Origin of the sequence: Streptomyces sp. NPDC020597 (assembly GCF_044335095.1) — a bacterium.
GTDB lineage: Bacteria > Actinomycetota > Actinomycetes > Streptomycetales > Streptomycetaceae > Streptomyces.
The window spans coordinates 88,356-104,806 of the sequence record NZ_JBIRUL010000026.1; the positions used below are offsets into that span (position 1 = coordinate 88,356).

At 73.3% G+C, this 16,451-nt stretch carries 16 protein-coding genes and 1 pseudogene; 8 read left to right on the forward strand and 9 right to left on the reverse strand.

Annotation, left to right across the window (positions count from 1 at the left end; all coding sequences use genetic code 11):
* Nucleotides 1-6: 6 nt before the first annotated feature.
* The 5 genes from ACH4ZA_RS32120 to ACH4ZA_RS32140 all read right to left on the reverse strand — a co-directional run bounded on the left by ACH4ZA_RS32120 (nt 7) and on the right by ACH4ZA_RS32140 (nt 5,426).
* Nucleotides 7-987, reverse strand: coding sequence for a TauD/TfdA dioxygenase family protein (locus ACH4ZA_RS32120; RefSeq protein WP_398432754.1), 981 nt, complete (start codon nt 985-987; stop codon nt 7-9).
* Between the two features lie 354 nt (nt 988-1,341).
* A complete protein-coding gene (locus ACH4ZA_RS32125; protein WP_398432755.1) occupies nt 1,342-3,684 on the reverse strand; it encodes a SpoIIE family protein phosphatase in 2,343 nt (780 codons plus the stop codon).
* A 154-nt stretch (nt 3,685-3,838) separates the two neighbouring features.
* Nucleotides 3,839-4,303: a peroxiredoxin gene (locus ACH4ZA_RS32130; protein WP_398432756.1), complete on the reverse strand. Its 465-nt coding sequence runs from the start codon at nt 4,301-4,303 to the stop codon at nt 3,839-3,841.
* Nucleotides 4,300-4,680: a MauE/DoxX family redox-associated membrane protein gene (locus ACH4ZA_RS32135; protein WP_398432757.1), complete on the reverse strand. Its 381-nt coding sequence runs from the start codon at nt 4,678-4,680 to the stop codon at nt 4,300-4,302. Before ACH4ZA_RS32135 ends, ACH4ZA_RS32130 begins: the two co-directional genes overlap by 4 nt.
* A gap of 227 nt (nt 4,681-4,907) precedes the next feature.
* Nucleotides 4,908-5,426 carry a MarR family winged helix-turn-helix transcriptional regulator gene (locus tag ACH4ZA_RS32140; protein WP_398432758.1) on the reverse strand — a complete coding sequence of 173 codons (519 nt, stop codon included), beginning with the start codon at nt 5,424-5,426 and terminating at the stop codon, nt 4,908-4,910.
* A gap of 114 nt (nt 5,427-5,540) precedes the next feature.
* Here ACH4ZA_RS32140 and ACH4ZA_RS32145 point away from each other — a divergent pair, with 114 nt between their 5' ends.
* From ACH4ZA_RS32145 to hemC, 4 genes are all read left to right on the forward strand, one after another.
* Nucleotides 5,541-6,521 (forward strand): ATP-dependent DNA ligase, encoded by a 981-nt coding sequence (locus ACH4ZA_RS32145; protein WP_398432759.1) that lies wholly within the window; start codon nt 5,541-5,543, stop codon nt 6,519-6,521.
* 191 nt (nt 6,522-6,712) lie between these two features.
* Nucleotides 6,713-7,489, forward strand: coding sequence for an NPP1 family protein (locus ACH4ZA_RS32150; protein ID WP_398432760.1), 777 nt, complete (start codon nt 6,713-6,715; stop codon nt 7,487-7,489).
* 166 nt (nt 7,490-7,655) lie between these two features.
* Nucleotides 7,656-8,120 carry a GNAT family N-acetyltransferase gene (locus ACH4ZA_RS32155; RefSeq protein ID WP_398432761.1) on the forward strand — a complete coding sequence of 155 codons (465 nt, stop codon included), beginning with the start codon at nt 7,656-7,658 and terminating at the stop codon, nt 8,118-8,120.
* A 72-nt stretch (nt 8,121-8,192) separates the two neighbouring features.
* On the forward strand, nt 8,193-9,128 hold the full coding sequence (gene hemC, locus ACH4ZA_RS32160) for a hydroxymethylbilane synthase (protein WP_398432762.1): 936 nt from the start codon (nt 8,193-8,195) through the stop codon (nt 9,126-9,128).
* A gap of 54 nt (nt 9,129-9,182) precedes the next feature.
* Here the strand turns inward: hemC and ACH4ZA_RS32165 are convergent, their stop codons facing one another.
* A complete protein-coding gene (locus tag ACH4ZA_RS32165; protein ID WP_398432763.1) occupies nt 9,183-9,704 on the reverse strand; it encodes a hypothetical protein in 522 nt (173 codons plus the stop codon).
* Between the two features lie 693 nt (nt 9,705-10,397).
* On the opposite strand from ACH4ZA_RS32165, the gene ACH4ZA_RS32170 reads away from it, so the two are divergent.
* Entirely contained in the window at nt 10,398-11,192 is a 795-nt protein-coding gene (locus ACH4ZA_RS32170) for an RNA polymerase sigma factor SigF (RefSeq protein ID WP_398432764.1), read from the forward strand.
* 69 nt (nt 11,193-11,261) lie between these two features.
* Here ACH4ZA_RS32170 and ACH4ZA_RS32175 read toward each other — a convergent pair.
* Nucleotides 11,262-11,540: pseudogene (locus ACH4ZA_RS32175) on the reverse strand (ANTAR domain-containing protein); the annotation flags it as partial.
* 163 nt (nt 11,541-11,703) lie between these two features.
* Here ACH4ZA_RS32175 and ACH4ZA_RS32180 point away from each other — a divergent pair.
* Nucleotides 11,704-12,507 (forward strand): VOC family protein, encoded by an 804-nt coding sequence (locus ACH4ZA_RS32180; RefSeq protein ID WP_351687719.1) that lies wholly within the window; start codon nt 11,704-11,706, stop codon nt 12,505-12,507.
* Between the two features lie 43 nt (nt 12,508-12,550).
* Here the strand turns inward: ACH4ZA_RS32180 and glgX are convergent, their stop codons facing one another.
* Nucleotides 12,551-14,662: a glycogen debranching protein GlgX gene (glgX, locus tag ACH4ZA_RS32185; RefSeq protein WP_398432765.1), complete on the reverse strand. Its 2,112-nt coding sequence runs from the start codon at nt 14,660-14,662 to the stop codon at nt 12,551-12,553.
* Between the two features lie 35 nt (nt 14,663-14,697).
* Nucleotides 14,698-15,207 carry a pep a2 gene (locus ACH4ZA_RS32190; protein WP_398432766.1) on the reverse strand — a complete coding sequence of 170 codons (510 nt, stop codon included), beginning with the start codon at nt 15,205-15,207 and terminating at the stop codon, nt 14,698-14,700.
* Between the two features lie 289 nt (nt 15,208-15,496).
* On the opposite strand from ACH4ZA_RS32190, the gene ACH4ZA_RS32195 reads away from it, so the two are divergent.
* Together ACH4ZA_RS32195 and ACH4ZA_RS32200 are read left to right on the forward strand one after the other, a co-directional pair.
* Complete coding sequence (locus ACH4ZA_RS32195; RefSeq protein WP_351688543.1) at nt 15,497-15,796, forward strand: DUF5133 domain-containing protein; 300 nt, start codon at nt 15,497-15,499, stop codon at nt 15,794-15,796.
* Nucleotides 15,797-15,870: 74 nt separating this feature from the next.
* The coding region (locus ACH4ZA_RS32200) for a maltotransferase domain-containing protein (protein WP_398432767.1) at nt 15,871-16,451 on the forward strand (581 nt) is incomplete at its 3' end.

The following is a 16,451-nucleotide window of genomic DNA, read 5'->3' on the forward strand; positions in this document are numbered from 1 at the left end:
GGGGCCTCACCAGCGGCCCGGCTCGGTGCCCGTCACCGCCTCGGACGGCCGGCCGTCCACCCCGACGGGCACCTCCCCGGTGAGCATCACCCGGTGCATGGTGCGGGGGAAGTCCAGGTGCGCGGTGTCGCCCGGCGCGAGGTGGATGGTGGCGCGGTTGTCCCAGAAGGCCACGCTGCCCGGTTCCCAGCGGAAGCGGACCGTGTACTCGGGCCGCGTCGCCTCCTCCAGCAGCATGTCCAGGATCGCCCGGCTCTCCGCGCGGGAGAGGCCGGTGATCTGCTCGAGGTAGTAGCCGTTGACGTACAGCACGCGCTCGCCGGTCTCCGGGTGCACGCGTACCAGAGGGTGTACCGAGGCGACCTGGTGGTCAAGGAGGTGGCGGACGTAGGCGTCGTCGCCGGGACGGGGCTGGTAACCCACGCCGAGCCGGTGCTCGGCGCGCAGCCCGGCCACGAACTCCCGTACCGGCGCGGAGAGTCCGGCGTAGGCCGCCGCCAGGTTGGACCAGGTGGTGTCACCGCCGTAGGGCGGCACGGTCTCGGCGCGCAGGATCGTCGCGGCGGGCGGGTCGACGCGGGCGCCGTGGTCGCAGTGCCAGCCGCGCAGCAGGGTGTGGCGTCGGCGGCGGAGCCACTCCTCGTGCTCCATGCCGAACCTGCCGCCCAGTTCGAGGCGGTCGGCGGTCGTCTCGATCTCCGGGAAGTCCGGCGGTGAGGCGCTGCCGCGCCGGCCCGGCACGACGGGTTCACCGAACCGTCGGGCGAACGCGACATGCGCCGCGTGGTCGAGGCGCTGCTCGCGGAAGAACACCACCTTCCAGCGCAGCACGGCCGCCCGGATCACGGCGACCTGCGCGTCGTCGAGGCCTGCGGCCAGGTCGACGCCGTCGATCTCGGCACCGATGTGCCCGGCGACGGGTCGCACCCGTACGCCGGCCGCCCGCGCGGCCTCGTCGCCCGTCCGGCTGTCGAAGTCCGTGGTCATGCCGCTCCCCTCGTCGTCGGACAACACTCGGGAAAGATCGTGACAGCCTTACGGCGGCATGGCGACAGTGCCCCGGGCCCCGGCTGACACCGGGGCGCACACCACGGGAAGCGAGGCGGGAGCGGCGTACGCCCCGGGGCGGGGCGGGAGCGGCGTGAGCGGGGCGGCGCGGCAGCCGCGCGGGCCGGGCGACGCCGGAGCCACGCAGGCCGGGCGACGCCGGAGCCGCGCGGGCGGGGTGCGGAGGCCGGGACGGGACGGCTCCGGGGATCGACCCGGCCCCGTCCCCGGGGCTGGGGGAGCACGTACGCACCGCGCAGTCGTGGAGCGGCCGGAGGCCGGATGCCCACCGCGTCAGCCGGGGTCGAGCGACTGCTCCGCCCAGATCGTCTTGCCCCGGTCGGTCTGCCGGCTGCCCCAGCGCTGGGTGAGCTGCGCGACGAGCAGCAGGCCGCGGCCGCCCTCGTCGAAGGCGTGGGCGCGGCGCAGATGGGGCGAGGTGGAGCTGCCGTCGGAGACCTCGCAGATGAGGCTGCGGTCGCGGATCAGACGCAGCCGGATGGGCGGGGCGCCGTAGCGGATGGCGTTGGTGACGAGTTCGCTGACCACGAGTTCGGTGACGAAGGCGGCGTCCTCCAGACCCCAGGCGGCCAGTTGCCGGGTGGCCGCCTGCCGGGTCTCGGCCACATGCACGGGGTCGGGGTCGACGTCCCAGGTCGCGACCCGGTCGGCGCCGAGGGCGCGGGTCCGGGCGAGCAGCAGGGCGACGTCGTCGCCGGGCTCCTCCGGCAGGACCGCCTTCAGCACACTGTCGCAGAGCGCGTCGAGCGAGGCGGTCGGCGCGGTCAGGGCGCTGCACAGTTCAGCGGTGGCACGGTCCACGTCGCGGTCGCGGCCCTCGATCAGACCGTCCGTGTAGAGGGCGACGACGGAACCCTCGGGCAGTTCGAGCTCGACGGCCTCGAAGGGCAGGCCGCCCACGCCGAGTGGAGGACCGGGCGTCATGGGGACCGGTCGCGTGCTGCCGTCGGGCAGGACGACGGCGGGTGCGGGGTGGCCGGCGGCGGCAGCGGTGAGACGGCGGCTGACAGGGTCGTAGACGGCGTAGAGGCAGGTGGCGCCGAGCTCGGCGACATCGTCGCCGCCCTCGTCGTAGGCCGCCAGGTGGGTGACGAGGTCGTCGAGGTGCGTGAGCAGTTCGTCGGGCGGCAGATCCACGTCGGCCAGGGTGCGCACGGCCATGCAGAGCCGTCCCATGGTCGCCGACGAAGGAATGCCGTGGCCGACGACGTCGCCCACGACCAGGGCGACCCGGCTGCCGGACAGCGGGATGACGTCGAACCAGTCGCCGCCGATGCCGGCCGTGGACCCGCTGGGCAGATAGCGGTGGGCCACCTCGACGGCGGCCTGCCCGGGCAGGCCGCGGGGCAGCAGGCTGTGCTGGAGGGCGAGGGCGGTGGTGCGTTCGCGGGCGAAGCGGCGGGCGTTGTCGACGCAGACCGCGGCCCGGCTGGCGAGCTCCTCGGCGAAGACGGCGTCGTCGTCCTCGTAGTCGTCGGGATGCGCGATGCGGACGCCGACCAGGACGCCCAGGGTGGTGCCCCGGGCCCGCAGGGGCACCGAGATCACCGAGTGGACCCCGCTGCGGAAGCGGCTGCCCGCGGGAGCGCGCGCGTTGCGTTCGACGAGCCAGAGCATGAAATCGGGCTCGCCCGCCTGGATGCGGACGGCACGCCCCTCCCGGAGGGCTCGGGCGGGCGGGCTGAAGGGCGGATGGACGTCGGTGTCGCCCAGCCGGACGGCCGCCTCGGGGGTGCCCTCGTGGGCGGAGCCGTGTGCGACCCGGCGCAGCACGACCTCGCCGGTCGGGACGGGCGGCGGCTCGTCGACGCCCAGCACCCAGTCCAGCAGGTCGACGCTGACGAAGTCGGCGAACCGCGGGACGAGGAGCTCGACCACCTCCTCGGCGGTGCGCACCACGTCGAGGGTCGTCCCGATGGAGGCCGCGGCCTCGTTCAGCAGGGTCAGCCGCTGGCGGGCGAGGTACTGCTCGGTGCTGTCGAACGCGGCCAGGGCGACTCCGGCGACCGCTCCGGAGGTGTCCCGCACGGGCCACATCTCGGTGGTCCAGGCGTGCTCGCGATTGAGGGAAGGGGCCCCGGTGAAGCTCTCGTAGCGGATCGGGCGGCCGGTCTCGGCGACGTGGCGCAGGTGCCAGTTGAATCCCCGGCTGTGCTCGGCCTCCTGGACGGTGTCGGGGAAGTGGCGGCCCAGCAGGACGTCCTCCGGGACGCCCATGACCTTGCAGGCGACCTCGTTCAGCCGCAGATAGTGCTGCTGGGCGTCGAAGACGGACATCGACATGGAGGCCTGCTGGAAGGCCTGCCCGGCCAGGGTCGGCTCCGGGGCGGCGGGCCGCTCGGCGCTGACCGTGTACCCGGCGCGCCGGCCGTCGGGGCCGATCACCGGGCAGGCCGTGACGGTGAGGGTGACGGGGTGGCCGTCGCGGTGGCGCACGACGACCGGGCCGGTCCACTGTCCGTCCGCCCGCCGCGGCAGGTCCTCGGCGAGCAGGTCGGCCGCCGTCCGGCCCACGGCCTCCTCGGCAGGATGGCCCGTCAGCAGACGAGCGCCCTCGCTCCAGGCCGCCACGACGCCGTCGGCATCGATGACCGCCGCAGCGACGACTTGCTCCATGTCGTCCAGAATGGTCCCTTTGGCCCGGCGCATCAACCGCGACGGGCCGGTGGGAGTACCCGGGGTCTTCCGCTCCGGGCCACGGCGCTTCCCCGGGCCGCCACCGGGCGACGGCGACCCCGCGCCCCGCCCGCCGGCCGGCCCGGCAGCCCTGTCAGGCCCGGCGGCGCAGCGCCTCGAGGGCGCGGTCCGCGTGGGTGTTCATGCGCAGTTCACTGCGCACGACCTCCAGGACGGTGCGGTCCTGCCCGATGACGTACGTGACCCGCTTGTTCGGCGCCAGCGAGAAGCCGCGCTTCACGCCGAACAGCTCCCGGACCGTCCCCTCCTCGTCGGACAGCAGCGGCATCCCGAGGGTGTGCCGGTCGGCGAACTCCTGCTGGCGCTCGACGGAGTCCCCGCTGACGCCGACGGGCCGCGCCCCGACGGCGGCGAACTCCGCGGCGAGGTCGCGGAAGTGGCAGGCCTCGGCGGTACAGCCCGGGGTCAGGGCGGCGGGGTAGAAGAAGAGGACGACCGGCCCGTCCGCGAGCAGGTCGGTCAGACTGCGCGGCGTGCCGGTCTCGTCCCGCAGGGCGAAGTCCTCGACCAGGTCGCCCGTCTCCGGAGCCTTGCTCATGCCCGTCCCTCCGTGCCGTTCGCGACGCTGCGGGCCCACATGACGAGGGGGGCCTGCAGAGGCAGGCGACCGACGGCGGCGGCCTTGAGCGCGGTGGGACGGTGCCGCCAGTCCCACGCCATCTTGACGTTGGCGGGGAAGACGCCGACGAAGAACGCGGCCGTGGCCAGCGCCGCCGCCCTCCGGGTCCGCGGGAGGGCCACACCGGCCGCCAGCGCCAGCTCGGCGACGCCGCTCGCGTACGTCCAGGCCCTGGGGGAGCCGGGCAGCGCGCGCGGGACGGTCGCGTCGAAGGAGCGCGGCGCGGCGAAATGCGCGACGCCTGCGGTGGCCAGCAGGCCCGCCAGCAGCAGGGGTGAGCGTTCGGACCTGGACACGGTTCCTCCTCAGATGACCTGGCGGCCGACATTACTGGACGGTAGACGGGGGTCCGGCGGCGGGGTCGCCGCAGCGCGTCGCGCCAACTGGCCCCAGTGCGACCGTGGTTGCCGCCCCGGTGCGCGTGCCGCCCATCGCGGTGGGGCGACACGGCGCATCGGCCGTGGCTCGCCTCCCGGCCGGCTCCGGCCGTCCACCGCCGCGGGGCCGGCCGCCCGCCCCGGCGTCAGCCGTGGGGGGCCGTCGCGGACCGCTCGCCCTCCTCGTCGGCGGCGTGGGCGAGGAAGTCGTCGACCATCCGGTCGAAGAGGGCGGCGAGGCGCCCCAGATCCTCCCGGTCCCAGCCGTTCAGCGCCTGCTGCAATCCCCGGGCGCCGGCCTCGCGGGCGCGGTCCACGGCGTCGCGGCCGGGGCCGGTGAGCTGGATCCGCTGGGCGCGGCGGTCGTCGGGGTCCGGAGCCCGGGTGACGTATCCGGCCTTCTGGAGCTGCTGCACGGTGCGGGTCACGTGAGAGGCCTCGACGCCCAGGCGCTGGGCCAGCTCCCCCGGCCGCTGCGGCTCCGAGTCGGCGACCTGCCGCAGCAGGGCCATCGCCGCACGGTCCAGGGGGATGCCCGCGATCGCCATGAGCCGCTCGTGCATGCGGGCTCGGGTGCTCAGATAGGTGACGCGAGTGAGCGCACGCTCGATCTCGATCACCTCCGGGGACACGGCGGAGGGCAGCGGGAGCGGCTCGGTGGACATGCACCCACGTTACCATCTTGTTGCGTAACTCAAGTAAATGACCGCGCAGCGCCGATCAGGCGAAACGGGCGTGCCTTTCGCGTGCGGCGGTCCGTGCGCGTCCAGAACTCACCCGTGACCCTCCCCCGCATCGCCCCCATGCTCGCCACCCCGGGCCGGCTGCCGCCCGCCGCCCAGGACGCCCGGTGGGCCTACGAGACCAAGCAGGACGGCCAGCGGGCCGTGGTGTACCTCGCCGGCGACGGGAGCGTCGTCCTGCGGGCCCGGTCGGGCGAGGACATCACCGGGGCGTACCCGGAGCTGTGGCCGCTGGGCGAGGCGCTCGGCCGCACGCCCGCCGTGCTGGACGGGGAGGTGCTCGCCCTGGACGACGAGGGCCGCGCCGACTTCCAGTCGCTGCAGTCCCGCATGGGGCTGGTGCGAGCGCCGGGAAAGGCCGCGCGGCTCGCCGCGACGGCGCCCGTGCACCTCGTCCTGTTCGATGTGCTGCATCTCGGCAAGCACTCGCTGCTGACCCTGCCCTACACGCGGCGCCGAGCCCGGCTCGAGGCGCTCGCGCTGACCGGCCCCCGCTGGTCGACGCCCGGCGCGCTGGTCGGTCACGGGCGCGAGGCGCTGGAGGCGACCCGGGCGCACGGCCTCGAGGGGCTGGTGTGCAAGCGGCTGGACTCCCGGTACGAGCCCGGCGTGCGCTCCCGGTCCTGGATCAAGATCCGGAACATGCGCGTCGCGGACGTCCTCGTGGGCGGCTGGCTCCCCGGCAAGGGCCGGCTGACCGGACTGCCCGGCGCCGTCCTCGTCGGGCAGCGCGCCGCGACGGGGCTGCGCTACGTGGGCGGGGTGGGCACCGGCTGGAGCGAGGCCGAGCGCACGGAACTCGCCGCGCTGCTGCGGGCCGCCGAGACCGGCGTCTGCCCGTTCGACGCCGTGCCGCCGGCGCCGGGCGCGCACTGGGTCGTGCCCCGGCTGGTCGGCGAGGTCCGCTACAGCACCCGCACCCGCGCCGGGCTGCTGCGCCAGCCGTCCTGGCTGAAGCTGCGACCGGACCTGACGCCGGAGGAGTCGGCGGCCGACCTTCCGGACACTTCCACCTGACCCCGGCAGAGCGCAGGCGGGGGTGAACGGCCGCCGTCCGTCGCGGACGCCGCCCTCGCCGTACGGCCGCGGGCCGTCCCGCACCACGGACCTCCTGCGGGCCTCTTGGCGCGGAAGCCGAAACCGAGGAAGCTGAACTCCCTTTTCCCCCACAGCCGTTCGGCTGCGCCCGCACACCGAGGGAGAACTCCGTGTCAGCACGCAGGTTCAAGGCCCACCGCAGGAGATGGCTCACCGGACTCGCCGGCGCCGCCGCACTCGTCCTCGCCGTCCCCGCCACCGCCTTCGCCGCCCCTCCCCCGGCCCTGCCGCAGAACGCCGAGGCCGACGAGCTGGCGTACCAGCCCGCCTTCGACTACGACACCGACGGGTGCTACTCCACCGCCGCGATCGGCCCGGACGGCACGATCAACGGTGGGCTGAAGCCGACGGGGGCCCTCAACGGCAACTGCCGCGACGCGTCTGACCTCGCCTCCACCAACACGTACTCGCGCTACAAGTGCAACAACGGCTGGTGCGCCTACCTCTACGGTCTGTACTTCGAGAAGGACCAGGCCATCCCGGGCATCAGCCTCGGCGGGCACCGGCACGACTGGGAACACGTCGTGGTCTGGGTGCAGAACGGCCGGGTCCAGTACGTCTCGACGTCCAACCACGGCTCGTTCACCGTGCACCCGGCGTCCTCGGTCCGCTTCGAGGGCGCCCACGCGAAGGTCGTCTACCACAAGGACGGCATCACCACGCACTGCTTCCGGATCGCCGGCCCCGGCGACGAACCGCCGGAGAACCACCGGGGCGTCTGGCAGTACCCGCCGCTGGTCGGCTGGAACGGCTATCCGGCGGGCCTGCGGGACAAGCTGGTCTCCTACGACTTCGGCAGCGCCCACTTCGGCCTGCGGGACGACAGCTTCGCCGGCCACCTGGCGAAGGCGCTGCCCTCCGGCGTCGCCTTCGACCCCAACGCATGACCGCACCGGCAGGGTTCGGCCCCGGATATGGCGTCCGGGGCCGTCCGGGCGGGCATGATGACCGGATGGATCTTCATGAGGAAATCCCCGCGGCGATACCCGCGCAGGCGCCGCACCGCCCCGCCCGGCATCCGATGAGGGCGGGCACGGCCGAGGGGGCGGTCAGGTGATCGCCGCCCGGGTGCGGCCCGCCGAACGGGCCGATCTGCCGCGGGTCGCCGAACTGATGGCCCAGCACGCCGAGTACGAGCGTGCCGACCCGCCCGCGCCCGGCCTCGCCCAGCGCCTGGCGGGACTTCTCTTCGATGCGGCGGCGCCCCGCCTGTGCTGTCTGGTCGCCGAACTTCCCGACGGCCGGATCGTCGGCTACGCCACCTGCGCGCCCGAACTCTCCACCTGGGAGGGCCGCGAATACCTGCACATGGACTGTCTCTTCCTGGCGCCCGACCACCGGGGTCTGGGCGTCGGCGCCCTGCTGATGGACGCGGTCGCGGCCGAGGCCCGAAACCGGGGACTGGCCGAGGTGCAGTGGCAGACGCCCGTCTGGAACGAGGGGGCGATCCGCTTCTACGCCCGGCGTGGAGCCCTCGGCGCGGACAAGCGGCGCTTCAGTCTGAAAGTGAGCCCTTGACACCCGGCGAAGACGCCGGGAGAAAGCGCGAGTTTAGCGGGGCATGAGTCGCGAGGGTCTATCGTGTCCCGCATGTCCGTTCCGGAACTGATCCGCATCGTCTCCCGCGACTCGCCCATGGCCCTGGCCCAAGTGGAGCGGGTACGCGCGGAGTTGACCACTCTGTACCCCGGTGTGCGCACCGAGGTCGTGCCCGTGAGGACGACCGGCGACAAGTGGATGGGAGACCTGTCCCAGGTCGAGGGGAAGGGCGCGTTCACCAAGGAGGTCGACGCCGCGCTGCTGGCGGGCGAGGCCGACCTCGCGGTGCACTGCGTCAAGGACGTCCCCGCCGACCGGCCGCTGCCCGCGGGCACGGTGTTCGCCGCGTTCCTGCGGCGCGACGACATCCGTGACGCCCTGATCCACCCCGGCGGCCTCACCCTGGACGAGCTGCCGGACGGGACGTGCGTCGGCACCTCGTCGGTGCGCCGGATCGCCCAGCTCGCCGCCACCCACCCGCACCTGGAGTGCGTGCCGTTCCGCGGCAACGCCAACCGGCGGCTGGAGAAGCTCGCCGCGGGCGAGGCGGACGCGCTGCTGCTCGCGGTGTCGGGCCTGGAGCGCATCGGCCGGCAGGACGTGATCAGCGAGGTGCTGTCGACGGAGACGATGATGCCGCCCATCGGCGCGGGCATCCTCGCCCTGCAGTGCCGCGAGGGCGACACGGACCTCATCGACGCGGTCAGCGCGCTGGGCGATCCTGCGACCCACCGGGAGGCCACGGCGGAACGCATGTTCCTGCATGTGCTCCAAGGCCACTGCAACAGTCCGATCGCGGGTTTCGCGCGGGTCGACCGCAGCGGTGAACTGTCCCTTCGGGCCTGTGTGTTCACACCGGACGGCAAGACCCGGCTGAACGCCCACGAGTGGGCGGGCCGGCTCGACCCGGCGACCCTCGGCACGTCGGTGGCGGTGGCGCTGCTGCGTCAGGGCGCCCGCGAGATCATCGACGGCATCCCGCACTGACCGCTCGGCCGCCCAAGAGCGCGCGGCGGCGACCGGCGCGGAGGGCGGCCGCCGTCAGGCGGTGCCCTCTTCGGCCTGGTCGCGCAGGAAGTTGCTGACCTGGCGGGCCAGGCTCTCGCGGGCCACGCCGGTCGCGACGCCGCCCGAGCCCTCCTGGAGTCCGATGCCCCCGCTCCACAGCCGGCGGTCGGCCCAGTCGTCGTCCACCCGCAGCTGGATCTGGACGTCGACCTGCTTCAGGGAGGCCTCGGCTCCCGCCGCGTACAGCACGGCGGTGGCCCGGCGCAGCGGGTAGACGTCGAAGCCCTCGATGAACTGCGAGTTGCGCCAGTCGATGAACGCGCTCTCGCCGTCCGGGCCGAGCCGCACGTCGATCTGACCGTCCTCGAGGTGGATCGTGGAGTGGCCGTCGCCGCGGTTCTCGACCGTCACCCGCAGACAGAAGTACGTCAGCCCCTCGGCTGCGTCGTCGCGCCCCCGCGGCGGCTCGCTCTGCTCCAGGCGGTGGACGCGGACCCGCAGACCGGCATGCTCGTCGTACTCCTGCCAGTCCCCGACCACGTTCGGCTCGTACACGGTGCACCTCTCGACTTCTACCGGCTGCTTCCTATCCGTGCGCCGATCGCACTGTCAAATGAGCGGAATGCGCTGTGGCCAGGGGCTTCACCCCCTTTGATCGCTGATCAAGCCGTGCGCAGGCACTATCCGCCGACGACACCCGAAAGGGCTTGCCGACGGCGTGCCGCACATCACTTCCCGGACAAGATCAGCGGGCCGGCCCGCCTTCGGCCTCCCGGACGCGAGGCCGAGCCCATGGACGCCCTGGCGCCGCCGAAGGCGGGCGTGAGCCCTGCGCAGGTGACGGCGAGCGCGGGGGGCCACCCGGTCGGCGGCGTCCGGACGGGCGACGCGCCGTCCCGCGAGCGGTGCGCGCCGCTCCCGCCATGCGCAGCAGCCCGACCTCGGTGCCCCGCGCAGCCGGGCACGGTCGGACCGGCCCGCAGCCGCCGTCCGGACACCTGCTGGACGCCGCCGGGCGCGCAGCACTCGGCGATGGGCGCGCAGCACTCGGAGAATAAGCAGCAAAGAGGACAAATCGGTTTCAAGGAACTCGAACGGGGGAAACTACGGGTAAGTGCTTCGGACAGGAGGCACGTCCGTGGGACCCGCCGCAGCGGCCGGCCCCGGGTGTGCCCGCATCCGTCCGAGTAGGCGATTCCCACGGTGTCCCCCTTTTCACCGGCATCCTGCCTGAGGGAGGTGCGCGTGATGCGCGCCACCGTTCGAACCAAGCAGCACCCCCATGACGACGCCCCGGACACGGGCGAGTCCTTCGCCCGACTCGCCGGTCTGCCCGAGGGGCCTGAGCGCCGGGCGCTCAGGGACGAACTGGTCGAACTCTGGCTACCTATGGCCGAGCGGATCGCCATCCGCTTCCGCGGCCGCGGCGAGGCGCTCGAGGACCTGTACCAGGTCGCGGCGCTGGGGCTCGTCAAGGCCGTCGACCACTACGACCCGGAGCGCGGTCGCGCCTTCGAGGCGTACGCGGTGCCCACGATCACCGGCGAGATCAAACGGCACTTCCGCGACCACATGTGGACACTGCACGTACCGCGCCGGGTCCAGGACCTGCGCAACCGGGTGCGGCACGCCGGCAAGGAGCTGTCCCAGACCATTCCCGGCCGCCCGCCGACGATCGCCGAGATCGCCGCACACGCCCAGCTGACCGAGGACGAGGTGCGCACCGGCGCCGAGGCGCTGGAGTGCTTCACCGCGCTGTCGCTGGAGGCCGAGCTGCCCGGCACCGACGGCTACGCCCTCGAGGACGCGCTCGGCGACCCCGACCCCGGCTACGACACGGTCGTCGACCGGGTGGCCGCGGCGCCCTGTCTGCGTGCCCTGCCGGAACGCGAACGGACCATCCTGTACCTGCGCTTTTTCGTGGGGATGACGCAGAGCCGCATCGCGGAGCAGCTCGGCATCTCCCAGATGCACGTCTCCCGCCTGCTCAGCGGCTGCTTCGAGCGGCTGCGCGAGGAGATCGGCGCCGAGAACGGCGACTGACGGCGGCGCGACGGCGGACCCGGCCGTTCCGGCCCCGCCGGGCGGAAAGAGCGTGTCTACCCCGGCGAGGGCGCCCGGGACCGGGGTGGGGCCGTGCCGGTCCAGGACGTCCTCCAGCTCGGCCCGGATGTCCGCGGGCAACTCTCCCCGGCGCCCCCACAGGAGGATCGGCTCGGCCACGCCGCGCAGCTTGACCTTGGTGTGCTGGGAGACCTGTCTCAGCACGGCCCGCCCCTCCTCGGGCGTCATCCGCCCCAGCGCCACGAGCACTGCGATGGCCTGGTCGACCACGGCGTGGGCGGAGACGGCCTCCTTGAGCTGCTCGGCCTCCTCCTGAAGCGCGAAGATCCGGGCCGTTTCGTCACGGGAGGTGCGCGGTACTCGTCCCCTCGTCCCATCGTGCCACCGCCGGCCCGCTCGGCAGGCGGCCCGGGCCGGGTCGGCCGGACACTGGTGGCAGATCCCGCCCGCCGGGAGACCCGCCCGCCGAGAGACCAGGAACGCGAGCGCCATGAACCGTCGTCCGACATCCGCCCCCGGCGCCCGGGGCGCCGTCTCCACGCACTCCGTGTTCGGCGCTCCCTGCTGGGTGAGCCTGACCAGCCGTGACCTCGAGGCCACCCAGGACTTCTACAGCGCCGTGCTGGGCTGGAAGTGGCTCCGCGGAACGCTGGGCGACCACTTCCGCACCGCTCTGGTCGGCGGTGTGCCGGTCGCGGGGATCGCGGCGGTCGCCTCGATGTGGCAGATGGCGGTCGCGTGGACGCCGTACTTCGCGGTGCCGAGCGCCGACGAGGCCGCCTCCCGGGCCCGCGAGCGGGGCGGGACGGTGGCCGTCGGGCCCATCTCGCTCCCGCCGGGCCGGGCGGCGCTGCTGGCCGACCGGGACGGCGCGACCTTCGGCATCTGGGAGGGCGAGCTGATCGGCAACTGGGAGGCGTGGCGGCAGGCGGCGCCCGCCTTCATCAGGCTGCACACCCGCGACGCCTTCGACTCCGCGATCTTCTACGGCGAGATCCTCGACTGGGCCACCGACCGCCCCGGCGCCTGCGAGGTCCACTACGAGTCCGGCGAGGTCTGGCTGCGCAACCGCGGCGACGTCGTCGCACGGATCGAGTCCGGCGCGCTGGAGGCGGCTCCGGACCCGACGATCCGCCCGCACTGGCAGGTCCACTTCGCCGTGGCGGACGTGTCGGCCTGCGCACGCGCCGCGGAGAAGCACGGCGGCTCGGTCCTGCTCGAGAACGCCGAGGAAGCGGTCCTGCGGGACCCGGACGGGGCCCAGTTCACGGTCACCTCGCGCCGCGAACGCTGAGCGCCCGCCCGGTCCCCCGGGTCCCGAAGTCCGCCACGGACGGCTAGGAACGGCGCGGCGGCCGGGTCAGCACGAGGAGGCTGCGGGACTCCAGCGTGATCTCCGCGCCCGCCTTGTACTCCGTCTCGTCCGGACCGCCGTCCGGCTCCGCGGTGTCGGCGCGCACCGTCCAGCGCTCGCCGTAGGCGGCGTCGGGCAGCCGGAAGGCGACCGGCTCCCAGTAGCCGTTGAACAGCAGCAGGAACGAGTCGTCCACGACGGGCCCGCCGCACGGGCCGGGTTCGGCGATGGCGTCGCCGTTGAGGAAGACGCCGACGCTGTGCGCGTCCGGGCGCAGCCAGTCGCGGTCCGTCATCTCGTCCGCGTCGGGCCGCAGCCACACCAGGTCGGGCAGCGGCTGCCCGACGTGGGTGACCGTCTCGCCGCGGAAGAAGCGCCGCCGCCGCAGCACCGGATGATCGGCGCGCAGGGCGATCAGCCGCCGGCAGAAGGCGGTGAGGGCGTGCTGTTCGTCGGACAACCGCCAGTCCGTCCAGGACACTTCGTTGTCCTGGCAGTAGGCGTTGTTGTTGCCGCCCTGGGTGCGGCCGAGCTCGTCGCCGTGGGAGAGCATCGGAATGCCCTGCGAGAGCAGCAGGGTGGCGAGCAGGTTGCGCTGCTGCCGGGCCCGCAGAGCGAGGACCTCCGGGCGCTCCGTGGGCCCCTCGACGCCGCAGTTCCAGGAGCGGTTGTCGCTCTCGCCGTCCCGGTTGTCCTCGCCGTTGGCCTCGTTGTGCTTGTCGTTGTACGAGACCAGGTCGCGCAGGGTGAACCCGTCGTGCGCGGTGACGAAGTTGACGCCGGCGCGGGGGCGGCGTCTGCTGGGGGCGTACAGGTCGGAGGAGCCGGTCAGGCGGGAGGCGAACTCGCCCAGCGAGCCGGGCTCGGCGCGCCAGAAGTCGCGTACGGCGTCACGGTAGCGGCCGTTCCACTCCGACCACAGGGGCGGGAAGTTGCCCACCTGGTAGCCGCCCTCGCCGACGTCCCACGGTTCGGCGATGAGTTTGACGCGGCTGATCACCGGGTCCTGCTGGATGAGGTCGAAGAACGCCGACAGCCGGTCCACCTCGTGGAACTGCCGGGCCAACGTGGCCGCGAGGTCGAAGCGGAAGCCGTCGACATGCATCTCCGTCACCCAGTAGCGCAGCGAGTCCATGATCAGTTGCAGTACGTGCGGGTGCCGCATGAGCAGGCTGTTGCCGGTGCCGGTGGTGTCGTAGTAGTGCGCCCAGTCGCCGTCCACGAGCCGGTAGTAGGAGGCGTTGTCGATCCCCCGGAAGGAGAGCGTGGGGCCCTTCTCGTTGCCCTCGGCGGTGTGGTTGTAGACCACGTCGAGGATCACCTCGAGCCCGGCCGCGTGCAGCGCCTTGACCATGCCCTTGAACTCGGCGACCTGACGGCCGCGGATGCCGTCGGCGTAGTCGTTGTGCGGGGCGAAGAAGCCGATGGTGTTGTAGCCCCAGTAGTTGGACAGGCCCCGGTCCCGCAGCACGCCGTCCTGCACGTACTGGTGCACAGGCATCAGCTCGACCGCCGTCACGCCCAGCGAGGTCAGGTGCCCGGTCACCGCGGGGTGGGCGAGCCCGGCGTAGGTGCCGCGCAGTGCGGGCGGGACGTCGGGGTGGGTCCGGGTCAGGCCCCGCACATGGGCCTCGTAGATCACCGTGTCGGCGTACGGGCGGCGGGGCGGTGCGTCCTCGCCCCAGTCGAACGCGGGATCGGTGACCACGCCCAGCAGCGTGTGCCCGGAGCTGTCCGCCGGGTCGGGGCGGTCGCCGGCCCGTTCGAACAGCGAGGCGTCGTTGTCGATCTGGCCGTCGACGGCCCGCGCGTAGGGGTCCAGGAGCAGCTTCGCCGGGTTGCACCGGTGGCCGCAGGAAGGGTTCCACGGCCCGTGCACCCGGTAGCCGTACCGCTGCCCGGGGCCGACGCCGGGCAGGTACGCGTGCCGGACGAAGCCGTCGACCTCGGTCAGCGGGACGTCGTGGGCAGCGCCGTCGTCGTCCACGAGGACGAGGTCGACGCGTTCGGCGACCTCGCTGAAGAGCGCGAAGTTGGTCCCCTGCCCGTCGAAGTCGGCGCCCAGCGGGTAGGGGTGCCCGCTCCAGGCGGGCACCCCTGCACGGCGATCCGTCCGACGGCTCCGTGACGTCACCGGGCCCCCGCCGGCACGCGCGGTTCCTCGGCGGCCGGGGCGACGACGGCCACCGGCAGCGCGCGGGGCACCTTGCGCCCCTCGCGCAGGTTCGGCGACGGCGCGGTCGGCACCAGCGGCTTGCGCTCGCCCGAGCGGGCCCGCTGGGAGAACCAGATGACCTTGCCGCCGGCGTCGGTGGAGCAGCACCCCCAGCCGTCGCTCATGGCGGCGATGCGCTCCAGGCAGGCCCGAAGGTGCCGGTCGGGGCGCAGATGACGGTCGTCGCCCCCGAGGGCCGTGATCAGATGCTGGCCGTTCCACCACATCTCGATCGACGTGTGCTTGTCGGTGGCGTGCTCGTCGATGGCCTCGAGCAGCATCCCGGCGCCGCGGCAGACCGGCTCGACGAGCGTCTGGAGGTCCCAGTGGTTCAGGTGTGCGGCCAGGATGCGCCCGACCTGTCCTACGCGTTCCGGGCTGACGTCCACATCGAGGTGGTAGTAGCAGGGGACTGCGGTCTTCATCTCGTTCGCTCCTCACCGGCGAGGCTCCGCTCCGGTCGGCCCGACGGAGGGGCCATGGACACGAAGCGTGAGCGGTAATCGCTTCAGAGTCACAACCACAGTGGGGTTGCTACGCCATTCGTGCAACACGAGCGCACCACAATCAAGATCCAACAGGACGTTGGGTGATGCGCCGTGCACCATAAGTGAAGGCCTCGGGAGGTTGGACGTTTTCGCACCTCTGCGGAAAGGGCCGACCCGCTCGTCTCGAGCGGCGTACCTCGTGAACTCCCGGAAGGTGAACAGCGCGATGCTGCAACCAGCGAAGACCGAAGTCGCCAGAACCCTGCGCAGTTTCCGGTCCTGGGAGCGGGCCATGCTCGCGCACCCCGAGGACCGCACCGCGCGGGCCGCCTTCGAGGACTGCGGATACACGCTGTGCGTGCTGATGGGCAAGCGGTGCGCCAGGGAGGCCGCGGACGCCGCGGAGCAGTATCTGCGCGCCGGCACGGCCGCCCGCCACCGCGAGCGCCGGGGCACGAGTCTGAGGAACGGCGCCGCACGGCTCACCGTGACGCGTCCCCTCCCCTGCCTGCCCGCGGAGACGTAGCCGCCCGCGGCGGAGCAGGTCCCTCGCCCAACACCGGGCGAACGAAGCAATTTTCAGTCAGCGGAGGTACAGAGGTGAAGTCCACCAGGGCGATCGGCCGGATCCCGGTGCGGGACGTCGAACCGCGTGTGGAGTGCGGCAGACGGCCGGCGAAAGCCGTGGTCGGTGAGACGGTGCGGATCTCCGCGACGGTGTTCCGCGAGGGTCACGACGCCGTCGCGGCCAACGTGGTCCTCAAGAGCCCGGAGGGCGGCCGCGGACCCTGGACGCCGATGCGGGAGCTCGCCCCCGGCAGCGACCGCTGGGGCGCGGACGTGACGCTGGAGGCCATGGGCCGCTGGACCTTCACCGTGGAGGCCTGGAGCGACCCGATCACCACCTGGCGCCGCGCCGCCGAGATCAAGATCCCGGCGGGGATCGACCCGGGACTGGTCCTGGAGGAGGGCGGCCTGCTCCACGAGAAGGCGGCCGCCCGCGCGCCGCGCGGCCCGCAGCGCACCCTGCTGCGGGAGACGGCGAAGAAGCTCCTCGACGACACGACCCCGGTGGCCGAGCGCTACGCCGCGGCGTTGACGCCGGAGGTGGACGCCGTGCTGGCGCGGTTTCCGCTGCGGGAGCATGTGACCGCGTCGGATCCGCTGCCGCTGCTGGTCGA